24 protein-coding genes are annotated in these 24,259 nt (G+C 37.6%); 5 read left to right on the top strand and 19 right to left on the bottom strand.

Annotation, left to right across the window (positions count from 1 at the left end; translation table 11 throughout):
- The first annotated feature begins 308 nt into the window (after positions 1-308).
- Positions 309-1,703, top strand: coding sequence for a glycosyl hydrolase family 18 protein (locus ABD769_RS19890; RefSeq protein WP_344853108.1), 1,395 nt, complete (start codon positions 309-311; stop codon positions 1,701-1,703).
- A gap of 58 nt (positions 1,704-1,761) precedes the next feature.
- On the opposite strand, the gene ABD769_RS19885 is transcribed toward ABD769_RS19890, so the two are convergent.
- Positions 1,762-2,343 carry a Crp/Fnr family transcriptional regulator gene (locus ABD769_RS19885; protein WP_344853107.1) on the bottom strand — a complete coding sequence of 194 codons (582 nt, stop codon included), beginning with the start codon at positions 2,341-2,343 and terminating at the stop codon, positions 1,762-1,764.
- A 146-nt stretch (positions 2,344-2,489) separates the two neighbouring features.
- On the opposite strand from ABD769_RS19885, the gene ABD769_RS19880 reads away from it, so the two are divergent.
- Positions 2,490-3,557: an SDR family oxidoreductase gene (locus ABD769_RS19880; protein ID WP_344853106.1), complete on the top strand. Its 1,068-nt coding sequence runs from the start codon at positions 2,490-2,492 to the stop codon at positions 3,555-3,557.
- Between the two features lie 98 nt (positions 3,558-3,655).
- Here the strand turns inward: ABD769_RS19880 and ABD769_RS19875 are convergent, their stop codons facing one another.
- The gene (locus ABD769_RS19875; protein WP_344853105.1) at positions 3,656-3,988 is read right to left on the bottom strand and encodes a hypothetical protein; all 333 of its coding nucleotides are present in this window, start codon (positions 3,986-3,988) and stop codon (positions 3,656-3,658) included.
- Between the two features lie 356 nt (positions 3,989-4,344).
- Between ABD769_RS19875 and ettA the strand changes: the two genes are divergently transcribed.
- On the top strand, positions 4,345-6,024 hold the full coding sequence (gene ettA / locus ABD769_RS19870) for an energy-dependent translational throttle protein EttA (protein ID WP_344853104.1): 1,680 nt from the start codon (positions 4,345-4,347) through the stop codon (positions 6,022-6,024).
- A gap of 214 nt (positions 6,025-6,238) precedes the next feature.
- Here the strand turns inward: ettA and ABD769_RS19865 are convergent, their stop codons facing one another.
- The 7 genes from ABD769_RS19865 to ABD769_RS19835 all read right to left on the bottom strand — a co-directional run bounded on the left by ABD769_RS19865 (position 6,239) and on the right by ABD769_RS19835 (position 13,657).
- Positions 6,239-6,622, bottom strand: coding sequence for a hypothetical protein (locus ABD769_RS19865; RefSeq protein ID WP_344853103.1), 384 nt, complete (start codon positions 6,620-6,622; stop codon positions 6,239-6,241).
- Positions 6,623-6,640: 18 nt separating this feature from the next.
- On the bottom strand, positions 6,641-6,988 hold the full coding sequence (locus ABD769_RS19860; RefSeq protein WP_344853102.1) for a hypothetical protein: 348 nt from the start codon (positions 6,986-6,988) through the stop codon (positions 6,641-6,643).
- Positions 6,989-8,220: 1,232 nt separating this feature from the next.
- Positions 8,221-8,958, bottom strand: coding sequence for a GDSL-type esterase/lipase family protein (locus ABD769_RS19855; protein WP_344853101.1), 738 nt, complete (start codon positions 8,956-8,958; stop codon positions 8,221-8,223).
- Between the two features lie 59 nt (positions 8,959-9,017).
- Positions 9,018-11,708, bottom strand: a complete 2,691-nt coding sequence (locus tag ABD769_RS19850) for an outer membrane beta-barrel protein (RefSeq protein WP_344853100.1) — start codon at positions 11,706-11,708, stop codon at positions 9,018-9,020.
- Entirely contained in the window at positions 11,692-11,925 is a 234-nt protein-coding gene (locus ABD769_RS19845; RefSeq protein ID WP_029274124.1) for a DUF1456 family protein, read from the bottom strand. The genes ABD769_RS19850 and ABD769_RS19845 overlap by 17 nt, the downstream gene beginning before the upstream one ends.
- A 158-nt stretch (positions 11,926-12,083) precedes the next feature.
- Positions 12,084-13,388 (bottom strand): DEAD/DEAH box helicase, encoded by a 1,305-nt coding sequence (locus ABD769_RS19840; protein ID WP_344853098.1) that lies wholly within the window; start codon positions 13,386-13,388, stop codon positions 12,084-12,086.
- Between the two features lie 50 nt (positions 13,389-13,438).
- On the bottom strand, positions 13,439-13,657 hold the full coding sequence (locus ABD769_RS19835) for a hypothetical protein (RefSeq protein WP_344853097.1): 219 nt from the start codon (positions 13,655-13,657) through the stop codon (positions 13,439-13,441).
- A gap of 216 nt (positions 13,658-13,873) precedes the next feature.
- Between ABD769_RS19835 and ABD769_RS19830 the strand changes: the two genes are divergently transcribed.
- The gene (locus tag ABD769_RS19830; protein ID WP_344853096.1) at positions 13,874-14,347 is read left to right on the top strand and encodes a ribonuclease H-like YkuK family protein; all 474 of its coding nucleotides are present in this window, start codon (positions 13,874-13,876) and stop codon (positions 14,345-14,347) included.
- Positions 14,348-14,752: 405 nt separating this feature from the next.
- On the top strand, positions 14,753-15,223 hold the full coding sequence (locus tag ABD769_RS19825; protein ID WP_344853095.1) for an SRPBCC family protein: 471 nt from the start codon (positions 14,753-14,755) through the stop codon (positions 15,221-15,223).
- Positions 15,224-15,228: 5 nt separating this feature from the next.
- Here the strand turns inward: ABD769_RS19825 and ABD769_RS19820 are convergent, their stop codons facing one another.
- The 10 genes from ABD769_RS19820 to ABD769_RS19775 form a co-directional block, all read right to left on the bottom strand.
- Entirely contained in the window at positions 15,229-15,807 is a 579-nt protein-coding gene (locus ABD769_RS19820; protein ID WP_344853094.1) for a DUF4468 domain-containing protein, read from the bottom strand.
- 94 nt (positions 15,808-15,901) lie between these two features.
- Complete coding sequence (locus ABD769_RS19815; protein ID WP_344853093.1) at positions 15,902-16,927, bottom strand: porin; 1,026 nt, start codon at positions 16,925-16,927, stop codon at positions 15,902-15,904.
- 37 nt (positions 16,928-16,964) lie between these two features.
- Positions 16,965-18,371: an ammonium transporter gene (locus ABD769_RS19810; RefSeq protein WP_344853092.1), complete on the bottom strand. Its 1,407-nt coding sequence runs from the start codon at positions 18,369-18,371 to the stop codon at positions 16,965-16,967.
- 349 nt (positions 18,372-18,720) lie between these two features.
- Positions 18,721-19,665: a tRNA modification radical SAM protein MnmL/YtqA gene (mnmL, locus tag ABD769_RS19805; RefSeq protein ID WP_344853091.1), complete on the bottom strand. Its 945-nt coding sequence runs from the start codon at positions 19,663-19,665 to the stop codon at positions 18,721-18,723.
- A gap of 102 nt (positions 19,666-19,767) precedes the next feature.
- Complete coding sequence (locus ABD769_RS19800) at positions 19,768-20,379, bottom strand: DUF8188 family protein (protein WP_344853090.1); 612 nt, start codon at positions 20,377-20,379, stop codon at positions 19,768-19,770.
- On the bottom strand, positions 20,372-20,989 hold the full coding sequence (locus ABD769_RS19795) for a DUF8188 family protein (RefSeq protein ID WP_344853089.1): 618 nt from the start codon (positions 20,987-20,989) through the stop codon (positions 20,372-20,374). The genes ABD769_RS19800 and ABD769_RS19795 overlap by 8 nt, the downstream gene beginning before the upstream one ends.
- On the bottom strand, positions 20,982-21,575 hold the full coding sequence (locus tag ABD769_RS19790) for a DUF8188 family protein (protein WP_486357901.1): 594 nt from the start codon (positions 21,573-21,575) through the stop codon (positions 20,982-20,984). Before ABD769_RS19790 ends, ABD769_RS19795 begins: the two co-directional genes overlap by 8 nt.
- A gap of 20 nt (positions 21,576-21,595) precedes the next feature.
- Positions 21,596-22,186 carry a DUF8188 family protein gene (locus tag ABD769_RS19785; protein ID WP_344853087.1) on the bottom strand — a complete coding sequence of 197 codons (591 nt, stop codon included), beginning with the start codon at positions 22,184-22,186 and terminating at the stop codon, positions 21,596-21,598.
- On the bottom strand, positions 22,187-23,317 hold the full coding sequence (locus ABD769_RS19780) for a hypothetical protein (protein WP_344853086.1): 1,131 nt from the start codon (positions 23,315-23,317) through the stop codon (positions 22,187-22,189).
- Positions 23,314-24,252, bottom strand: a complete 939-nt coding sequence (locus ABD769_RS19775) for a hypothetical protein (protein WP_344853085.1) — start codon at positions 24,250-24,252, stop codon at positions 23,314-23,316. Before ABD769_RS19775 ends, ABD769_RS19780 begins: the two co-directional genes overlap by 4 nt.
- Positions 24,253-24,259 lie beyond the last annotated feature (7 nt).

The following is a 24,259-nucleotide window of genomic DNA, read 5'->3' as shown; positions in this document are numbered from 1 at the left end:
TTATACCCCTTTAATACAAACGGTTAACTACCTGATATTTACCGACTCCGAGCTCCTCTCAACTATTTCAATCGTTAGAACTGCGTCAAAAGAAGCATAAGCTACTATTATGTAATATTAAACCCACATAATCTGTATAATTATTTTACATTAGCATAGATAAGGTTATCGAAATTAGTTTATTAGGCATCACGATTTGTACAGTGAGCTATGAAGCTATGCGCTTCAGCCATACCTGAATAAGGCTTATCATAAGAATAATCAGATAAATAACCTAAATAAATCACTAACCAATTAATTAAAAACTTATGAGAAATGCAACAAAAACATGGCTTGGCACATTGCTGGCCCTTACTGTTCTTTATTCCTGTAAAAAATCGGAGATGAATCCTGAACAGGAAACAGATCTGTTTGAAGGTAAAAAAAAGGAAATGGCAGTTAGTTCGCTTATTGCAGGCACCTCTTTCAGAGTGGTGGGTTATATGCCATCGTGGGCAGGAGCCGTTAACCAGATTCAATTTAGTAAACTTACCCATGTAAACTATGCTTTCGTACTGCCAAATTCGACCGGTGGATTGCAGCCTGTGGAAAATCCTTCCAAACTGCAAAGCCTGGTTAGCGCTGGCCACGCCGCTGGTGTAAAAGTGCTGATAGCAGTTGGCGGGTGGAATAATGGGAATGACAGTGCTTTCGAAAGCCTGGCCGCAAATTCGGGCTACCGAACCAATTTTACCAATAATATGATCAATTTCGTAAATCAGTATAACCTCGATGGGGTAGATATTGACTGGGAATATCCGGATAATGGAAACTCGGCCAATAACTACACACTCCTGATGCAACAATTAAGCACAGCATTGCATAACAATGGAAAACTGCTCACTGCAGCAGTAGTTTCTGAGAATGGCGGAAGTATCCAGAATGCTGTTTTTAATGCTGTAGATTTCCTTAACCTTATGGCTTATGATGGTGGCGGCGCTAATCACTCTACCTATAATTATGCGGTAAACTCCATTAATTACTGGCAAGACAGAGGGCTTTCGGCAGCTAAAACTACTTTAGGCGTACCTTTTTATGGCCGCTCCTCTTCTTCATACCTCGATTATAAAGATATTCTTGCTCAGGGCGGAAGTCCGAATTCAGATACCTTTGGCAACATTGGTTACAACGGCATTCCTACCATCAAAAATAAAACAAACCTGGCATACGACCGAACCGGCGGAATCATGATCTGGGACCTGAACGCGGATGCTACAGGGGGTAATTCGTTACTTAGCGCCATTAATGATGCCATAATTGCCCGTGTAAACAATGGCGGATCAGGCATCCCTTATGGAACGGTAATCACCCTTAAAGGATTTAACAATAAATATGTTAACAGCCAGAACGGCACGCAGGCGATGACCTGTACAAGCACAACGGCGCAGGCCTGGGAACAGTTTACTATTGTAGATGCCGGCGGTGGCAAAGTAGCCTTAAGAAGTATGGGTAAATATGTATCATCAGAAAATGGCACACAGGCTGTTACCTGTAATCGTGCCACGATCAGCGATTGGGAAAAATTCGACTGGGTAGTTGCAGCAGACGGCAAAATTGCTTTCAGGGGCAATAACGGAAAATATCTTTCGAGCGAAAATGGTACACAAGCCATGACCTGTACCCGTGCTACTGCTTCCGGCTGGGAGTTTTTTACTAAAAGTTAATCGTTAATAACCGGATCCTTAAATCTATATTGGTGCGGAGTGTTTAACTCCGCATTTTTCATTTTCTCAGCGCTAAATTCCGCTTAATACGGCTTAAGGTTTCAGGCGCAATTCCAAGATAAGAGGCTATAAGATTCTGCGGTAAACGTTCAATAATCTGCGGATTCGATTCAGCCAGTAAGAGGTATTTTTCTTCAGCGCTATGTGTAATGGAACTCATCAATCTCCGTTCTTTGGTAACTAAACTATTTTCATAAAGTAAACGAAAATACCGGTCCATAATGGGAACAGCCACTGTTAAAGCATCATAATCTGCACGCGAAATCATAAAGAGTTCCGAATCTTCTATGGCATCGATATTAAATAAAGCAGGCTCACCTGACAAAAAGCTGTTTAAATCTGAGATCCACCAGCCCTCCCAGCCAAAAACACTCATGTGTTCATCGCCTTTATCATCAACATTATAAGTGCGTAGGAGCCCTTTTGCTACAAATGCCAGGTGCCCGCAAACATCGCCTGCCTGCAGCAAATACTGACGTTTCCTTAATTTTTTAGGCGAAAAAAAGGTTTTTATTTCCGCCCGATCCTTATCTGTAAGCGCAACTTTTTCCTCAATATGGCTGAAGAGTACATTAATCATGGGCGAGATAATCTTTAGGCAAAGATAAATTTTTCATTGAAAGAACTTCAATTACTGATTGCTTGATCCAGATCAAGTGTATTATCTGATCCAGGTCAAGTATGAATTATCTTCGCCAGGCTAATTTTGCTTAAAATTATAACATCATGAGTAAAATTGCATTAGTAGTTGGGGCAAGCGGCATAACCGGAAGTAATCTGGCAGAAAGCCTGATTTCAAAAAGCTGGAAAACCTATGGCCTGTCGCGGACACCAAATACAGAAATTGAGAAACTTAATCCCGTTGCGGCAGATCTTTTAGATATTATAAGCCTTAAACAGGCCCTGGCAGATATAGCACCCACCCACGTTTATATCACTACCTGGATGCGCAACGATACTGAAGCCGAAAACATCAGGGTTAACAGTTTGATGGTGCGTAATCTTTTAGACGTACTATCAGAAAAAGGATCGGTTGAGCATGTTGCATTGGTAACCGGATTAAAACATTACCTCGGGCCGTTTGAAGCCTATGCAAAAGAAGGTTTTTTACCTGAAACACCCCTGAGGGAAGAACATCCGAGGTTAGACCTTGAAAATTTTTATTATGCACAGGAAGATGAAGTATATGCCGCAGCAACACGCGATGGTTTTACCTGGAGCATCCACAGGCCACATACCGTTATTGGTAAAGCAGTTGGTAATGCTATGAATTTAGGAACTACACTGGCTGCATATGCCACCATCTGTAAAGAAACAGGTCGACCGTTTAAATGGCCGGGTTCATCCGCACAATGGAACGGCATTTCGGATGTTACCGACGCCAGGATATTGGCAGAGCACCTGATCTGGGCTTCTACTACTGATGCAGCCCGTAACGAAGCTTTTAATGTGGTTAACGGAGATGTGTTCCGCTGGAGCCGGTTATGGAAACGTATAGCAGCTTATTTTGGGGTTGAACCAATAGGTTTTGAAGATAAAATCCGGCCACTGGAACTAGAAATGAATAACGATTCTGACACCTGGAAACAGATTGCAGAAAAATATCAATTAAGAGAAAAGGAATTAAGCCGTCTGGCATCGGCCTGGCACACCGATCTTGACCTGGGGAGACCAATTGAAGTAATGACTGATATGTCGAAAAGCAGAAAACTAGGTTTTACTATTTTTCAAGATACAGAGGAATCGTTTTTTGATCTGTTTAAAAAACTAAGTGCTGCACACTTAATCCCTTAAACTTTAACAGGCATGCTGCCGAAATTTTTGAGGACTGATTGGCATATGTAAAATTAACAAAAAAGGGCTTTCACCAAAGAAAGCCCTTGCTATATTCACTACAATTCTACACCGTAGTAAATTTCAATCTCCCGGTAAACCGATGCCTGGGCACGATCTATCGCTTCACTTGCCGAGTAGCCATACTTAAGGTACACATCAAGGTACACGTTAAATAATTGAACCCAGTAACCGGGGCCCCTCCTGTCCTGAACTCCGATTGTGTTACCAATAACCTGACCAGGTTCTATTTCTGAACCGAACGTATTTGCTACTGGTTTCTCCGAAACAGAATTCAGGGTTTTACTTTGAGCGCTGACTGAATTTGATGAAAATGTGGCTAACGATAAGGCCACAGTGCCTGCAAAAATTAATTTTTTAATTGTTTTCATGGGATGTATTATTTTATTTCACACTACTAAGATATATTTTTTTAAGTCTTTTTTCAAAAAAATATTTTTTTAGTCCCGCCGCTTTAAAAACAGCAATTTGCAATAGTCCGTTGTTGAAAGTTAAAATCATCAGTCAGATAGATGGATCTAACTCTACTCTCCACATAAATGGAGAAAATGTTAATACCAGTAGATAAATAAGCCAAACAAACCGTTTTGTTATGGGCTTGTTGTTATCTTTGCAAACAATTTCAGTACAGCTGTTATTGTAGTGAGGTTAAGGCAATCTAAAAGTTAATCCTACCTTTATTATCTTAAAGAAAAAACATTAAACTAATTAAATCACATATCTTATAATGTCTGACGAAAAAATAATCTTTTCAATGGCAGGTGTAAATAAAATTTACCCGCCACAAAAACAGGTTTTAAAAAATATTTACCTTTCTTTCTTTTACGGGGCCAAAATCGGGGTAATCGGTTTAAACGGTTCTGGTAAATCGTCCCTTTTAAAAATTATTGCCGGTTTAGACAAGTCTTATCAGGGCGAGGTGGTTTTCTCACCGGGTTACTCTGTTGGTTATCTGGCACAGGAACCGATTCTGGATCCTGAAAAAACCGTCCGTGAAGTAGTTGAAGAAGGTGTAGCCGAAGTAACTGCTATTTTAAAAGAATACGAAGAAGTGAATGAGGCTTTTGGTCTAGAAGAAAACTACTCTGATCCGGATGCCATGGATAAACTGATGGCCAGACAAGGCGAACTTCAGGATAAAATTGATGCATTAGGAGCCTGGGAAATCGATTCGAAATTAGAAAGAGCAATGGATGCCTTGCGTTGTCCTGATCCTGAAACCAAAATCGGAGTATTATCTGGTGGTGAGCGCCGCCGTGTGGCCATGTGCCGCTTATTGCTGCAACACCCTGATGTATTATTATTGGATGAGCCTACCAACCACCTTGATGCAGAAAGTATCGATTGGTTAGAACAATTCTTACAGAACTATGAAGGTACCGTAATTGCCGTTACCCACGACAGGTATTTCTTAGATAATGTTGCCGGATGGATTTTAGAGTTAGACCGCGGCGAAGGTATTCCATGGAAAGGAAATTACAGCAGCTGGTTAGATCAGAAAGCAAAACGCTTATCTCAGGAAGAGAAAACAGAAAACAAACGCCAGAAAACTTTAGAGCGTGAGTTGGAATGGGTACGCATGGCACCAAAAGCACGTCACGCAAAATCTAAGGCACGTTTGGCTAACTATGATAAACTGGCCTCAGAGGATGGCAGAGAAAGAGAAGATAAATTAGAACTTTTTATTCCTGCAGGTCCGCGTTTGGGTAATGTAGTCATCGAAGCCACAAACGTAACCAAGGCTTATGGTGATAAAGTATTATTCGATAATTTAAACTTCTCATTGCCTCCCGCAGGTATTGTGGGTATCATCGGTCCAAACGGTGCGGGAAAAACTACTTTGTTCCGTTTAATTACCGGACAGGAAGAAGCTGATGCCGGTACTTTCCGCGTAGGAGAAACGGTAGAACTGGGTTATGTAGATCAGATGCACAATGATCTGGATGCCGATAAAACGGTGTACGAAAATATTACCGATGGTTTAGATAATATCCAACTGGGTACTAAAGCGGTTAACGGACGTGCTTATGTATCGAAATTCAACTTCAATGGCGGCGATCAGCAGAAAAAAGTAGGCATTTTATCTGGTGGTGAACGTAATCGTGTACACCTGGCCATCACTTTGAAAAAAGGAGCAAACGTATTGCTACTGGATGAGCCTACCAACGATATAGACGTAAATACGTTACGAGCACTGGAAGAAGCTTTAGAAAACTTTGGCGGTTGCGCCGTGGTAATCAGTCACGATAGGTGGTTTTTAGATAGAATTTGTACGCATATCCTCGCTTTCGAAGGCAACTCTGAAGTTTATTTCTTCGAGGGTAACTACTCAGATTACGAAGAAAACCGTAAGAAACGTTTGGGTGATGTTACGCCGAAACGCATCAGGTACAAAAAACTAGATTAATACTAAGTCCCGATAAAAATCGGGACTTTTTTGTTTGAGAGCGCAATTGAAATGTTTTAAAACAATTCGGGATTGGAAAAAGATAACTTCAAAAGTAAGAGGCTATCTTAATTTAATTTTCTTTCAAAAATGTCACGTTGAGCTTGTAGAAACGCTTACGATAAATCTAAGTAGGCCCTTCGACAGGCTCAGGATGACAAATTTTTCTCATAATCTATGCAGGCTGAAAAGGCACAGGTCTTTGATTTTCTTTCGCTTTGCGTTTCCCCCTGAAAAAGAAATACAGGTTGATAAATAGCATAATCCCTAAGTAAATGGCAAAACCACCTATTTTAGAACTTAGCGCTTCAACTAAACTGCGGTAATCGTTTGCGCCAATCGTAATCTTCATAATCAACAGTGCGAAACCGATATTGAGCAGGTAAAAGCCTGTTTCGAAAAGTTTGTTAGTCGCATTCGCGATTTCTTCCCTCCCTTTAAAAATATCAAGCATATAGATTTTACTGTTTTTGAACAGCGTTTTTGAAACATAAAAAGTCAGAAAAAAAGCAATTGGTAAATAAACTGCATAGCCGATTAAAATTTTTGTCGTTTCCATGATGAAAAGTTTAAGGTGTTATTTTATTAATTTATGTATGGTATTGGTAAGCAAATAGATATTTAAATAATGAAGAACAGACAGGATACATACAATGGTGGCCACTTTTACCGCCATTACTTCTACCAACTGTTGCGAAGAACGGATCGTCTCCCAGCCTACCAATGTCATGGCACAATAGCCAATGTTTACCAGGTAGTAAGAGACTAACAGTGATTTGTTAATCTGCTGACAAAGGTCCAAATGATCGGGAATGAGTTCGGCTACAAAGATATTTCCGTTGCGGTAGCAGATCTTCCCTACCACTACGATAATGAACACGATAACCGTTATAAAGATGCCATATCCGAGTATATTATAATCCATAACCTACCACTTAAATTATTTAACTTTCAGTAAAAATTGAAAATAAAGATTAAAAAAATATGCCATTTTTACGGCGTTTTTAATCTTTTGTATGTTTCATTTCTCCCTCACGATGTAAAAGTAAATTAAATTTATTAAACTTTCAAATATTATTGAAAATTCATAAAAATAAATAAATTACAGGAAGTAGTTGGTCGCCAAGCTCATTTTTACTACCGTTATTTCGAGCGTAGTGCAACGAAGCGGGGAAATCCAGTGTAGATCTCTCCATTCCACTGCGTTCCAGTCGAGATGACGACCTATTAAATTAGAAGTAACTCTTGCGACTTGTCATCCTGAATGTAATGAAGGATCTTATTTACCATTGGCTTCTATTTTATTAAAAGATTCTTCACTCTGTTCTCTCACAATCCCGTCATTCGAGCGTAGTGCAACGAAACGGGGAAATCTAGTGTAGATCTCTCCATTCCACTGCGTTCCAGTCGAGATGACGACTTATTAAATTAGAAGTAACTCTTGCGACTTGTCATCCTGAATGTAATGAAGGATCTTATTTACCATTGACTTCTATTTTATTAAAAGATTCTTTACTCTGTTCTATCACAATCCCGTCATTTCGAGCGTAGTGCAACGAAGCCTGGAAATCTAGTGTAGATCTCTCCATTCCACTGCGTTCCAGTCGAGATGACGACTTATTAAATTAGAAGTAACTCTTGCGACTTGTCATCCTGAATGTAATGAATGATCTTATTTACCATTGGCTTCTATTTTATTAAAAGATTCTTCACTCTGTTCTCTCACAATCCCGTCATTTCGAGCTTAGTACAACGAAGCCGGGAAATCTAGTATAGATCTCTCCATTCCACTGCATTCCAGTCAAGATGACGATGCTTTGTTGTATTTTGTTAATGATAGCAGAGTCGAAAGGCCGTTAAACTGGTTTTTAATTTAAAGATTCTTCACTGCGTTCAGAATGACAATCAGTTTAATTTACAGGAATTAAGTTTCTGCATCGTGCTGACCAATCGAATTTATGACTAATGAACCAATGAATTTCCAGCCACAGATTCACGGAAAACACGGAATTTAATTTATCAAAAGATTCTTCACTGCGTTCAGAATGACAGCAAAGGAAAATTTAGTTTCTGTTTACAGTGGTTAAATTCCTGCATCAAGCTAACCAATAAACTACTGACTAGTGAACTAATGACTAATCAACCAATAAACTTAACTTAGTGCCTGTTTTTCAGCGCTTTTTTGATCGCCGCATCCGTTACACCTTCCATAATCTTATAGCCGGCAAGGTTGGGGTGTACACCATCAACCGTTAATTCAGGTCGTTGCCCCTTGCGTTCATCAACCAATGGGGTCCAATAATCCAGAAGGGTATAGTTTTTTTCTTTTGCGTAAGCAGCAATCATTTCGTTCAGGGAAACAATAATTTCAGCAGGTTCAATGCTTTTGTTCCATGGATATTGGTAAACAGGTAAATACTTACAAAGTATTACTTTAATGTGGTGTAAGCGAGCCAGTTCTGCCATCGATTTGATGTTGTTCAGAATTTTTTCGTTGGTTACATGCCCGGTATTGCCCGAAATATCATTGCTACCCGCTAAAATAATGACCACTTTTGGTTTAAGGTTAATTACATCCTGCCTGAAACGGATCAGCAACTGTGGCGAAATCTGTCCGCTTATGCCCCTGTCCACATAAGAATTATTGTTAAAATATTCAGGATCTTTTTGCTTCCAGAATTCGAAAATCGAGCTTCCCAAAAATATTACGCGTTTTTCTTTTCGGTTTGTTGGCGGCAAAAGTTCATTCTCTTTCTGGTATTTGGTAAGGGCTGCCCAGTCATCGGCAAAGTTTTCTTTCTTTGGCTTATTATTTAGTGAATCTGTTTTCTGATCCTGTGCAAATAAATTATTGGCAGAAATCAGCAAAAGAAAAAATAGAAATTTACTTTTCATGGGATATTTAACAGGTAAATGAGCGAAACGCTAAACTAAATAATTTGGGCTTAATTATTTTATTCGTCGCCATTAAAGTTACCATTCGTTTTACTTTTTCTATTTCCAAACTGGCTTAAATTATAGCTCAGGGTAGCTTGCACAAAGCGGCTGATAAACCTCGTTCTGTTTTCAGAAATTGAGTTATTGCTGATACTCGTGCTAAAAAGTGCGCCCTGATTAAATAAATCGTTGGCCTGAACAGAGAAAAGCAGTTTGTTCCCCTTAAGAAAAGAGGTATTTAATCCCATATTCACCAGCAAGGGATTTCCGGCATATAAACTATAACCAAAATTTAAACTTTTAGAGGCCGAGGCATTTACCCGAAAACGTTTGCCTGGAATCCAGCTGGCACTTCCGGTTAAAGCCAAAACCTGCACATTTTTAATGTTCTGGTTCATTACAGAATAGGTATTGGAGCTGAAACTGTATGATGCACTGGTATTAAAAGAATATTTTTTCTCATTCAGGTTAAACCTGAAGGCATTTGAAACGTTAATACCGCTACTCCTGTTCAATACATTATCGGTATAAAAAACATTGTGGCTGTAAGCGATATTACCATTTACAGATAACGACAGTTTATTATCAAGCATCCTTTTATTAAACGAATAATTTCCACCTACGTTATAAATACCATTTACATTTTCGTAAGTGGTTTGCTGTTTTAAACTGTTCAACGTATCTCTGAGAAAAACCGTATTGCTTACCACACTGTTAATGGCAAAAGTACCCGATAAACCAGCCATAATACTTAATCCGGATTTTAACCCAAATCTGTTATAACTCAGATCGGCGGTGTGGCTCGATGTTGCTTTCAGATCGGGGTTACCAATAATCAGGTTTTGCACATCATTATTGTTCCTAACTGGCTGCAGCTTGTTAAAATCGGGTGAGTTGGTGTAACCATTGTATCCAAAGCTTAAATTTCCATTGTCTTTAATCTGATAGCTTAAATTAGCCGATGGCGAAAAGTTTAATTGATAATTTTTAAGTTCCTGTCCGGTATTCTGATATTTACCGGTGATGATGCTGGGTGAAAAATTAAGCCCAAAATTATAACTGATCCGGTTACTGTTGGTGTTATAACCAATACTGATGTTCTGGTTAATAAAATTGGAAACATAATCCTGCCCAAGCGAATCGACTACAAAACGGTTCCCAAACGGGTTGGTAACGGTGGTGGTTTGCAGGTTCTGGCTCCTGCTTACCGAAAAACGGTAAGATAAATTGATAAAACTGTAGCCGGTACTGTCGTTTGCTTTTTTCAAAGAATTTGAAAACTGGATGTTCCCGCCAAAATTAGCGCTTGAAGTATTATTTTCTACCAAACGATTTAAGAGCGAATCTTTAACCAGTATATTGGTGGTTTCGTTGTAATAGCGGATAATATCATTAATGGTACTATTGGTATTTCCGCCGCTGGTTCCAAAATTAAAACCCATGGAAAGTGAGCGCTTGTTATTGGCCAGCCTCCGCGACCAGTTGATACTGCCATTAAGGTTTGGATTGCTGTTACGCGAACCTGAATTAGAGCTCAAATCCTGTTTAATATATCCGGTTTTATTGGAGGTAGAAAAAGCATCATTCCGGGTATCGGCCAAAGAGCCGGCCAACGAAGCATTGAAATAATTCTTTTTGGTAGCCCCGTTTAAACCAAGGTTAATGTTATTATTCAGAGATTTTGAATTACTGGCACTCTCCCTTAAATCATAAATGGTACCCTGTGGATTAAAGGTTTCGAGGTAATTGCTCTGAATGGATTTGTTGGTACCATTACTAAAATTATAACTCCCGTTTACGCTAAATTCTTTCGAAATTTTATCCCTGATGTTACCGCTTAAACCTCCGTTATTCATTTGGTTAAACTCATTATTGGTAATACCATAACGACCTCCAAAACCGATCTGCTTTGTTTTTTTCCAGATATTTCCACTAACACCCAAATTATGCGCATTATTGGTAGCCGAATTTAGGTTCATTCCACCAAAAACGCCTTTATCCATGCCCGGTTTAGTAACCAGATTCAGCATTTTTTGTGGTGTACCCGTTTTTATCCCTGTAAAATTAGCTTCATCGCCATAATCGTCTATTACCTGAAGTTTGGCAATAATATCTGCCGGCAACTGCCTGATGTAATCTTCTACGTTACTGGTAAAAAAATCTTCACCATTAACCCGCAGCTTTGTCATTTTTTTGCCCATTGCTGTTACAGCACCTTTTTCATCAACCTCGATGCCCTGCAATTGCTTTAACAGGTCTTCTACCTTATCATTTTCCCTAATGGTATAGGCCCCGGCATTGTACTCGATGGTATCTTTTTTGATTTTAATTGGATCTACTTTTACTTTCACCTCTACATCTTCCAATTTGATGCTTTCAGATTTGAGCATAATCGGATCCAGCTCAACGCCTTTTTTCGAAGGTTCGATTTCGTAAACAGAGGCATAAGGTTGATAACCCAATGCTGTAATGCTAAGGTAGAATTTGTTGTGGTTTACTTTCAGGAATGTAAAATTGCCTTTCGAATCAGCATTTGAACGAAGGGTATCTTTATCGGTAATCAATCGGATACTTACGCCCTCAACGGGCTTTTTTAAAGAATCGATTACTTTGCCGCTTATTTTAAACTGAGACTGAGCGAGAGCGTTAAAGGAGAAAGTGATCAGTATAAAAAATAATAAAAAGCATAAATTATTGCTTTTTCTCATCCCTCGGACCTCTTTTATAAATTACCAGACCATTTAAGAAATTACGGAGGATCTGATCGCCGCAAGGTTTAAAATTCTCATGATCTTCATTCCTGAAAATGTCGCCCAGTTCTGCCTTGGTTACCTTAAAGCCCACCAAATCACAAATGGTAATAATATCTTCTGTTTTTAATGATAAGGCTACTCTTAGTTTTTTTAATATATCGTTGTTGCTCATGCTTATTTAAGTGATTGAATGACAGAATGATTGAGTGAGTGAATGACAGAGTGAATGAGTGAATGAGTGAATGTTGTAAAGTTTAATTGTTAAAGGTTTTAAGGTTGCAAAGCGCAGATTCAACTCCCAACTCCAAACGCTCAACTCCAAACTCTTCTTTAACTTGCTATTTCTAATTTAAGTTTTTTCCCTTTAATTTTTTCGCCGCTTAAATCTTTTAACAATTTTTCTACTTTGCCTCTTTTAATGGCCACATAACTGGTGGTATCTTTAACTTCAATCAATCCGAGATCTTCTTTTGCCAGGTTACCTTTTTGCAAAAATAAACCCACAATATCAATCTTGTTAATTTTATCTTTTTTGCCATGGGCCAGGTATAAAGTTACCCAATCGCTAGCCTCAGGCAGTTTATATTTGTCTGATAAAACTTCTTCTTCAATATCTTCCGGCAAATATTTATAATTCTCTTCTGTAGTTAAAATGGCATAAGCCGTTCCTTTGGCGTGCATCCGTGCGGTACGGCCATTACGGTGAATATAGGCATCTTCGGTATAAGGTAACTGATAATGCACAATATGCTCTACCTCAGGAATATCCAAACCACGGGCGGCAAGATCGGTTGTAATTAAAATCCTGTGACTACCGTTCCTAAATTTTAACAAAGCCTTTTCGCGGTCGAACTGTTCCATGCCGCCATGAAAAACATCATGCCCTAAACCATTTTCAAAAAGAAGATCGCTAATGCGGTCGACGGTTTCCCTGTGGTTACAGAAAACCAATGTATTTTTATCGCCGATTTTACTTAGCAGCCTGAAAAGATAATCAAGCTTTTCATCTGCAGGAGCCGTTATTTTTTTTAGTTTTAAATCTGGCTTAGCCTTAATATTTTTTGAAAAATCGACTTCAACCGGATTATTGATTTTCACAAATGCAGGAATCTCTTCCATTTTGGTTGCCGAAGTAAGAATGCGTTGTTTTAGCGAAAGCAATGAACCGATGATATAAGACATATCACTTTCAAAACCAAACTCTAACGACTTATCAAATTCATCTAAAACCAATGTTTCAATAAAAGATTCATCAAAATTCTGATGTTCCAAATGATAGGCGATTCTACCCGGTGTACCAATCAGCACAGCAGGCGGATGAGCAAGGTTATTTTTTTCTATCCTTACGGCATGACCGCCATAACAGCAATTTACCTTAAAAGAAGTACCCATTTGTTTAAAAACCTGCTCAATTTGCAGGGCAAGCTCTCTGGAAGGCACCAAAACCAAAGCCTGAACACCCTTAACCCCATTTTTTAAATTGGAAAGTAAAGGCAATAAAAAGGCCAACGTTTTCCCCGAACCCGTTGGCGCAATCAATATTAAATCTTTACCGGTTTTAGCTGCTTGTAAAGAAGCTTCCTGCATTTCGTTAAGTGCAGAAATATTTAATTTTTTTAAGGCATTTTCTATCATTCCGCCATAAAGGTAATCATTTCTCTCTATGGCAAAAACCAGGCTCTGCGTTAAGGTCTGAAAAACCTGTTTCTAAGTTTGCGTATTGTAGAAAAATTTAATGTCTTATCTAACAGCATCAGCATATTGCCGCGTTTAGACATAGAAGATTGCACTTTTTCATTAACGGCATCAACTGATGATAAAATCCTGTCAGCCAGTTCATCCGCAAATTTATTGGCTCTGCTATTTTGTAATAATTGAAGTTCTTGAATTAATTCTGCTCTCATAATTAAGAATTTTTAATGAATGTACTAATATTTAACGACCCGATAAATGATTTGTTTCAATAATTTATAAACTGATCCGAACTATTATCACTAACTTGTTGATAACTAACTTTTTGTTAGCAAATAAACAACCTGCACTTAACACATATTTAATTTATAGCGCTTATTTTTATAAAAACCTGATTACCATTTATTAACCTCAAAAACACATAATGTATGACGTGGAAAAAATTTAGTGGTGAAATTATTCAGTCTTCCATCCTCGAAGAAGTAGAAAAAGCAATTATCAGAGAAAGTGAAAAGGGATTTAAACTTAAAGTTTGTATCGGTACCGACTCGCAGGTTAAAGGAGCGATAACCGATTTTGCAACAGTAATCGTATTATTAAGAGAGCATCATGGTGGTTTTATGTACATCCACCAGGAAAAAAGCACGCAACAGGTAAGCATTAAGGAAAGAATGTTGATGGAAGTACAAAAATCGATTGAAACTGCTTATTCTATCTGCGATTTGCTTGATATTTATGATGTTGCGCTCGAGGTACATGCCGATATCAACACCAACCCGTCATTTAAATCGAACAAAGCACTGAACGACGCCATGGGATATATTTTAAGCATGGGTTTTATTTTTAAGGCAAAACCGGAAGCATTTGCAAGCTCAACCTGTGCGGATAAGATGGTGCATTAGGATGGAAGATGTGGGATGGAAAAGGGATGACGGGATTAGTCCGGAAATAAGGGGGTCGGAGGTCCGAAGCTTAGTGCCGTAATTGCCAAGCGTAGTGAAACGCAGTCGAGAAATCTGTGAATTAGGTTGATAATCGATGTGCTTGATAGATCGTTTTAGGTCAGTTTTGTTCTACACAATAGAATCCGTCATTGCGAGGCACGAAGCAATCCTAATGCTTTCGTTATATTTTAATGTTTGTTGGCATAGTCATAGTTGTAAGATTGCTTCGTAGGCTGAAAAAGCCTTCAGCAATGACGAATAAAATTTACTCTTTATCTTTGTGAACTTTGTGGTGAAAAACAAGAATTCCAATTTTTCTCAACAAAAACTTCATCTTTGCTGTTATCTTTTTAAAACAAGAGCTTGAAAACATACAGATTAGAGTTTACCCAAAAACTCCCGATTGATTTAGATACCGCATGGGATTTTTTTTCTTCGCCCTTAAACCTGGCAGAAATTACCCCAAAAGATATGACTTTTGATGTGACTTCGCCAAATATGGCCAATACCAAAATGTATCCCGGTTTAATTATTACTTATAAAGTTTCTCCCCTTTTTGGCATTAAGTTAGGTTGGGTAACCGAAATAACCCATGTTAAGGATCAAGAGTATTTTATAGACGAACAGCGCTTTGGCCCTTTTGCTTTTTGGCACCATCAGCACCATTTCGAGAAAATAGACGGAGGTGTTTTAATGCACGATACCTTACATTACAGCATTGGCTGGGGACCAATTGGCCCAATTGCAAACGCCCTGATCGTTAAAAATAAGATCAATGAAATTTTTAAATTCCGGTATCAGAAAGTTGAAGAATTATTTGGCAAGTTTAAATGAGTTGGTTACCATTTTTTAGTAGAAATGGTTTCTGTCTTTTTTTTAGCTTTCTCTACCCTATTGGTTGCTAAATACTTTTTAAAGTCTTCCCCAAATTTGTCGATCTTATTATAGGCACTGTTGACAACATCTTTCCAGGCACCAGCATTAAGTTTACCCGGATTTCGTTCTAAAGGAGTACCAATCCTGGTTGTGGCAACAAAATTGCCATAACGGTCGCGCTGGTATGGAATGTATAAAAAGTCGGTTAGCCAAAACCTGTATTTTCCATTACGGGCTTCGAACACAAAATTGTAGCTGATTTCTCCGCTTGGGTGCCCGGCAACCAAAATGGTTTTATCAATCACCATGGTTCCTTTAGCCAAAATAGAAGTATCGGTAATACTTTCTGCCTTCATCGATTTTTTATAAACCACATTAACAAAAGATTTAGCCCTTTGCAATAAAGTATCTTTACTTAACAATTGAGAATCGACAACTTTATAATAAATAAATTTACCGTTATCATCTTTAGAAAACTGTTTTTGTTGTGCCGAAAGATCAATGGAAAATGCAACTAAAAGAAAAAGAATAATGTATTTCATCAGAATGGATTAATGTACTTGCCAAATATTTAAAGATACTAAAAAGCCGTTCCGATTTTACACCGGAACGGCTTAATATTTGAAAATTTCTTCCTTAAAAAGCGTAAACAGCGGCTAAAGAAAACTGACCGGCGTTTGGTGCTATCGCACCGCTTTTGTTAAAGAAAGGTTTATCACTGTTATGATCTAACCTTACCTCAGGGATAAAAGTTAAGCCACCCGATTTCACATTTGCAGTAAGCGTAACCGCTGTAGTTGAAGTGGCGGCGGTAGTGCCATAAGCTTTGGCTTTAAAATACTCTCCCCTTAAACCAATGGTAACCGCATCAGCCACCGCATACTGAGGATATAACGCGGCCCCTGCATAACTTCCCTGCACCGAACTATCTTTAATATCATAATTAGCGGCATTTAAACCTAGTTTAAATTTCTCTGTAATCTGATAAGAAGTAGTTAAATCAATAATGGTTCCGTAACCGCCATAACCGGCACCTGATAAGGCATTGATATAAGCCGTCCAGCCTTCTACAGGCGCAACCATTAACTGACCGCCGATTGCCGATACACCACGCGTTGCACTGTAAACATTCCAATCGTTAAATAAACCAGCCATTAAGCTTACTTTATCGCTGAATTTATAAGTAGCTTTAATACCTGCATTTTGGAACGGACCATTTGTAAATAAATACGAAGTTGAATAATTGAAATTTCCAACCGGAGAAATAACTTCATATCCGACAAAAGTACCCATGTAACCAGCGGTCATGCTAAACTGATCAGTAAAATCGTAATTAACATATAAATTCTGGATATTGAACGATGAGCCGCCAGCCGCAGCATCAGGAATAGATTGCGATTGTCCCCGTGGACCAAAAGACAACTCTCCTACAAATGAGGCTTTGCCTGTTTTTTTCTTCAAGGCAATATCAATCATACCCAACGAAACCGAATTATGGTCAGTTACAAAAGACGTTTTTCCGTTCAATGGATTTTTCGCAAAATCATATTTAAAGTACGTATCAACCGACCCTGAAATTTCAAGTGGTGATGTGGTGGTTTCTTGCGCCAGGGCACAGCTTGCGCTGGCCATTGCGCAAATAGCAGTTAAAAATTTCTTCATGTTTGAGCTTGATTTGAGTTTAGATATTATAAAATCCTTAAGAAATTGGTTCTGTTAAGGGACTGTTTCTTTCGATATAGATCGCTCTTTCTTCAACTAATAAGGTACCTTGTGAGTATTTCTCGTCGTGTTGAGAAGCATCTAATCCTAATTCTTCTTCTTCTTCAGAAACCCTGATCGGATTAATAAGGTTGACCAGTTTAAAGATAATGAACGATACCACAAAGCTGAAAGCAATTACGATTACCGCACCTTTTAACTGCGTAATAAAGAAAGCAGGGTTACCATAAAATAATCCGTCAGCACCAGCAGCATTAACCGTTTTTGTAGCAAAAACACCTGTTAATAACATCCCAACAATACCGCCCACACCATGGCAAGGAAAAACATCTAAAGTATCATCTAAGCTGGTTTTTTGTTTCCATGAAACCACAAGGTTAGAAATAACAGCGGCAATGGCACCGATAAATATACTTGATGAAATACTTACAAAACCAGCACCTGGCGTAATGGCAACCAAACCTACCACTGCACCGATACAAAAACCTAAAACAGAAGGTTTTTTACCTCTTGCAACATCGAAGAACATCCACGATAAACCAGCAGCACCCGCAGCAGTATTAGTAGTTAAAAATGCAGAAACAGCTAAACTACCGGCACTTAATGCAGAACCTGCGTTAAAACCGAACCAACCGAACCATAATAAACCTGTACCGATTAATACGTAAGGAATATTTGCAGGCGGAACTTCTTTATGCTCTAAGTGAGATTTTCTGCGTTTTAAAACCAGTGCACCAGCCAAAGCGGCCATACCTGCAGAGATATGCACTACAGTACCACCGGCAAAATCCAAAACACCCATTTTAAACAGGAAACCTTGTGGATGCCAGGTCCAGTGTGCTAATGGAGAGTAAACGAAAATGGCGAATAAAACGATAAATAAGATATAAGAAGTAAAACGGATACGTTCTGCAACAGCACCTACCACTAAACCTGGGGTAATAATGGCAAACATTAACTGAAATACAGCAAATAAAGAAAGTGGAATGGTTAAATCAGCACCGCCCTGAAGATGTGGTGCACCAGAATTTACACCTTTAAAAAATAGAAATGTTGATGGGTTTCCGATAAAACCGCCTATGGTATCACCAAAAGCTAAACTAAAACCGACAACTGTCCATAAAACGGTAATTACTCCTGCTGCTACCACACTTTTAATCATGGTAGACAGTACGTTTTTACGGTGAACCATACCGCCATAAAAGAAAGCAAGACCTGGAGTCATTAAAAATACAAGCGCTGCAGCGATTAAAATAAATGCAATATCAGGCGCACTGTATTTACCCTCGTCGAAATTTGGAAGAAGTGGAATAAATAGAGCGAAAATCGCGACGATCATTAAAATCGCGAAGGGCGCAAACTGTTTAAAGGAAAATTTACTCATAGTTTTTAGTTTAATTTGTTAATATTATTTAAATAATGTGATTTTTGGTTATTTATTTTTATAAAAATACGACATAATGTATTTTTTACACTATTAAATTGAAATATTTTAACAAAAAACAGTGATTTTTATAAAACAAAGCAAAAATTAACCTCAAAAATAAAAATAACAAAAAAAACAGCCGATTTTAATGCAAGTTTTTAATAAAAACAAAACACACCATTAATTGTATTTTATATCATTTTACCTAAAATTTATAATAAATTAGCTTAAAAAACTATCTTAAAATAGAAAAACCAGTGAAATTTCACTGGTTTTTCAAAAAATCATATTAAAATTTGATATTTCATTAAAAATACTCAGAGCCCTGCACCACCCCTCTTTTTTCTATTTCTTTATCCATATAGGTCTGAATTGCCGATTTATTAAGCCCCCAATTTGGTGCAATTAGTAAATCCCAGTCGGAAATTCCAAAAAGACGCTGTATCACAATATCCGGACGCAAAAGCGGAATCAGTTCGCAGAGCAGATCTGTATATTCTTCTAACGAAAACAGTTTAAATGGTTCTTTTTTATATTTCGCCCCCATAATCGATCCTTCTACCACATGTAAATGGTGAAATTTCACAAATTTGATCTGCGGGAAGCGGTTAATTTCGTGAATATAGCCGCGCATCTGCTCTCGGGTTTCCCAGGGGAAGCCAAAAATGGTATGTACGCAAAGATCGAGTTTGCTGTCTTTTAAAAGTTCTACGGCAGCCACGAACTCTCCATGACTACAGCCCCGGTTAATCTGATCGAGGGTTTCATCATAAATAGATTCCATCCCCATCTCCAGGTCTACGTCAAAACGATCGGTATAACTTTCCAGCAAAGCCACTTTTTCGGCATCAATACAATCTGGACGGGTACCCACAGCAAAACCCACAATATCTTCGGTATTTACAGATAAAGCCTCATCATACATCATTTTTAAATAATGCGCAGGGGCATAAGTATTGGTATTGGGCTGGAAATACACAATATACTTATCGGCTTTGTAAGAAGTTTTGGCACGAAGCATGCCCTCTTCGAGCTGATCTTTAATATTCGGGTTTTTACGTGATGGCTCAGGCGTAAAAGAATCTACATTGCAATAAGTGCAGCCGCCATAACCTTTGCTTCCATCGCGGTTGGGGCAGGTAAAACCTCCATCTACAATTACTTTAAACACGCGCTGCCCTTTATATTTTTCGCGCAGGTGCGTCCCATAATTTTTATAACCTTTTATACCTGAATCTACTAGTGTTCCCATTTGCTGCAAAAATACGCTTTTTGTTTGAGAGGTAAGATGGGTTGTAAGATATTAGGCATGAGATGTGAGATTGGGCAAACAATTAGCGGTAGCTGGAAATGGCTATTGTTTTCCAAAACGCTTTTTAAATTCGTCTTTTGGCATGATGTAGGTTAAATAGGTTAGAACATTGTGTTTATATTGTTCATTGGTGGGCTCTAAACTTTCATATCCATTAACTGACCCCTCACTTTCAGAAGTAATTCGGATTGGCTCACCCATTCCTTTAAAATTAAAAACAGGAATCGGCTTTTCTTTAGTACCATAGCTAGGATCTTTTAAATCGTCCTGATTTACCCATGCAGTTATTTCTTTACCATACATCGATTCCGATAGAGGAAAATACAATTGATCATTGACATCATAAACACTTACTATAAAGTATTTTTTAATAGTCGGCTCACGAAATCTAACCGAAATAATATTTCCATTTAGACTTTTAAACCCGATTGCGCTGGCTCCTGCCCGATAACTATCAAACCCAACATTATCTTCTGACAGATAGTATGGATCCTCTTTAGGTATCGACAACTTCATGGGAGCTATACCATTAAAAAAAATATTGTAATATTTTTTACCATCATTTTTCCTTACGGTAATCTTATTATATAAAAACACGAATAAAGGAAATAATATAAAAACGCCAATTATCCATCCTAGAAATTGCTTACTCATTTGTTTTTTCAAAACGCTTTTTAAATTCGTCTTTTGGCATAATGTAGGTTAAATAGGTTAGAACATTGTGTTTATATTGCTCATTGGTGGGCTCTAAACTTTCATATCCATTAACTGATCCCTCGCTTTCAGAAGTAATTCGGATTGGCTCACCTATTCCTTTAAAATTAAAAACAGGAATAGGCTTTTCTTTAGTACCGTAGCTAGGATCTTTTAAATCGTCCTGATTTACCCATGCAGTTATTCCCTGACCTTCCAATACATCTGACAGAATATGATATTTTTGGTTGTCAATATCATACATTCTTATTTTATAAAATTTATGTTGATTCAAATCCAAAAACGGGACACCAATTATATTGCCACTTAAACCTTTATATCCTATTGGACTTGCCCCAACCCTGTAATGATCAAATTCAACATTTAAAGTATCAGAATATCCGCCTCTCAATTTTGGGACACTTAATTGAACGGGAATTATTTTTTTGTAATATGCTGAAAAGAATTTTGCGCCATTATTCTTTCTTACCGTAATTTTATTATACAAAACCACAAATAAGGGAAACAATACAAATACACCGATTATCCATCCTAAAGTTTGCTTACTCATTTGTTTTTTCAAAACGCTTTTTAAATTCGTCTTTTGGCATAATGTAGGTTAAATAGGTTAGAACATTGTGTTTGTATTGTTCATTGGTGGGCTCAAGATTTTGATAGACTACTTTAGAACCAGTTTTGTCTCCTCCCCACGTTCTAATTGGCTCACCTATCCCTTTAAAATTAAAAACAGGAATAGGCTTTTCTTTAGTACCGTAGCTAGGATCTTTTAAATCATCCTGATTTACCCATGCAGTTATTTCTTTACCATACATCGATTCAGATAGAGGAAAATACAATTGATCATTGACATCATAAACACTTACTATAAAGTATTTTTTAATAGTCGGCTCACGAAATCTAACCGAAATAATATTTCCATTTAGACTTTTAAACCCGATTGCGCTCGCTCCTGCCCGATAACTATCAAACCCAACATTATCTTCTGACAGATAGTATGGATCCTCTTTAGGTATCGACAACTTCATGGGAGCTATGCCATTAAAAAAAATATTGTAATATTTTTTACCATCATTTTTCCTTACTGTAATCTTATTATATAAAAAACACGAATAAAGGAAATAATATAAAAACGCCAATTATCCATCCTAGAAATTGCTTACTCATTTGTTTTTTCAAAACGCTTTTTAAATTCGTCTTTTGGCATAATGTAGGTTAAATACTGCTCTACATTATATCTAAATTGTTTATCAGTAATATCGACATTCCAACCATCTTCATAGCCTCTGTTTTTACTAACCGAATCTGGCAGATTTTCCCTTACCTTAAAAACAGGTATTGGATTTTCTTTTGTTCCATAGTGAGGATTTTTTAAATCATCTTTATTGATAGAAATAATTATTTTTTTGTTATGCAATACTGTGGTAAACTTAGACGCTTCAAAGTCAGGATAATTAAAGAACATAATCTGGCAATGCTTATTCAGTATACTATCAAAAAAAGATATTTTATATATACTACCCGCAGGACTTGTTAATGAAGTAGAATATTGAGAATATGACAATTTTAGATCTTTATATTTAGGGAAACTGGTACTAATAGGTACAAATTCCTCCAAATATTCATCAATATGTTCTTTTGCCTCATTCGCTTTGGATTTGAACAAAATGTTAACGCCATAAATTATTAAAGGGAATACAACTAATACTCCTAAAGCCCAGCCAATTGCTTGTGATATTTGCTTATTCATTTATTTGGGATTATTTGCTATTACACTAATATTATTATCTATGTCTTGATTATTAGCATTATCAGAAGCTAATAATGAAGATTTTGCTTTCGCCAATTCATAACTATCCGATCCTCTATCAATCAAATAGTTTGCAATAGCACCAGCAATCCCTTTCGCTAAGCCTTTAAAAAAATCTTTCCCCACTAGCGCCGAACGTGTTGAAGGATAAGACCTTGATGCAATATCAGCAGCCAATCTGGAATTAGCAGCACCAGCCGCATCACCGGCAGCCTCTCTCATGGCCGCTTGTGTATTAAATTCCATCATTTCACGTGTAATTTGTTGATTGGTACGAGTAAGGTTTATTCCATTTTCAACAACAGCCCCAACAGCGCCCGCAGGCTGATTGACTAGCCCTTCTGTTTTTGCACTTTCCCCAACATCACTCCATCTCCATATGGGAAGATTTTTTTTTGCTGCTTCTTCCTTACTATTTTCGCCATCAATATAACCATAAACCGCAATAGGAGCTGCCACCAATAAACCTATAGGTGTAAAAGCTGTAGCAGCAGTAATTACACCAATTATTGCCTGAGAAGTTAAATGGGCTGCAATTTCAGCATTATTATTACTAGTGATTTCTTTTGCGGCAGCCATTGCAATAACCGGATCGATGATAATAGAAACAACCCCACCTTTTGGGCAGTTCATCAATGATTGACTAAGTAAAGCTTGTTTTTTATCAATTTTGACCCCTCCATGCGGCAACATCCACGTACCATTTAGCGTTGCATCACAATCGTGCCCTATCTTGTATAAACCGGTTACACCTGCTACAATACTGGTTCCCGCAGCCGCAAGCATTACCCCTGCTGCCACCAATGCTAACCCGCCGGTTGCTACAGTTGCAACAGCCAATGCAGCTACCGCAATTACTGCAGTTAAAATCTGTAATCCTCCCCAAAATTTACTTGCAACCTTACACGAAAAAGTATCACTGATTTTTCTATCATCAATATTTAGCAAAGGGGCTTTTTTACTTGCTAAGATTACCGTGGAAACCCTACTGATACCAATTTGAAGCGGTTTTCCATTAGTCATATTGGTACAAATAACATTAGCACCCTCATGTACATAAGAATAACTCATTCTATCCTCCTTAATTTATAGTCTACAACTACTTCAACATTATTTTTAACTTCTTCAGCAAGAAAAAGATCAGTTTCTTCAATTAATGACAAATCCGTATTAACAACTTGCCTAACCTGATATTGAAAATCGTAATTTGAAAATTTATAGCCTACAATAGGCTGAAATTTTTGATCATACTGTTTTTTGATTGCATTAATATCAATCACTTTTATGTCCATCTTACCCTGTTTTTTAAGCTCAACAGTTGATGGTTTTTCAAAAATAATTTCTGATGAAACATGCAAGGGCACTGCAATTCCTTCAAAAAGCTGGGAATGGTAATTCAAAGTATAAGGTTTATATAGGTCTGAAAGCTTAACAAGATACCTATCAAAAAAAAGATCAAAGAACAACTTAGTATGTATATCCTCAATGAGGAGTTTTTCATCCTTAATCTGCGCTTCTGCCAAATAAATAAATTTTTGGAGTTCAATTTCGGCATTACTTGATCTCAAAAAAGAATACCGCTCTTTTATATTGCCTTTAAAACTTTCCCAATTTTTTAGCACCTCACCGTAGTTCAATATCTTGTTTATTTTCCCTGTCTCTCTGTCAACCTGTACGGTTATATTACATTTAATCAGATCCAGGGATGAAAACAAGTCCATTGCTTCTGAGAGATTAGAAGGATTTATCTGAATAATATTATCGAAAAGCAAAACTTCTACAATAAGATTCCCATTATCAATTCTGTTTTTAACATGAAACTCTCGCTTTGTGGTAGCGTGATTGGTAATTACATTATTTAATTTGGTAGCAACCGTTTGTTCACAACGATATTTTAAGAGTACAGGATCAGTCTTTTCAATATCAACTACCTTATCATACTGTGTATCTGTTTTATTTTCGACATGAACTGGTTCTTCATCACTAAAAAATTTAAATCTACTCATAGCTAAC

The sequence above is a fragment of the Pedobacter jeongneungensis genome (assembly GCF_039538295.1).
GTDB classification, from domain to species: domain Bacteria; phylum Bacteroidota; class Bacteroidia; order Sphingobacteriales; family Sphingobacteriaceae; genus Pedobacter; species Pedobacter jeongneungensis.
This window is presented reverse-complemented; position numbering and strand designations above follow the sequence as displayed.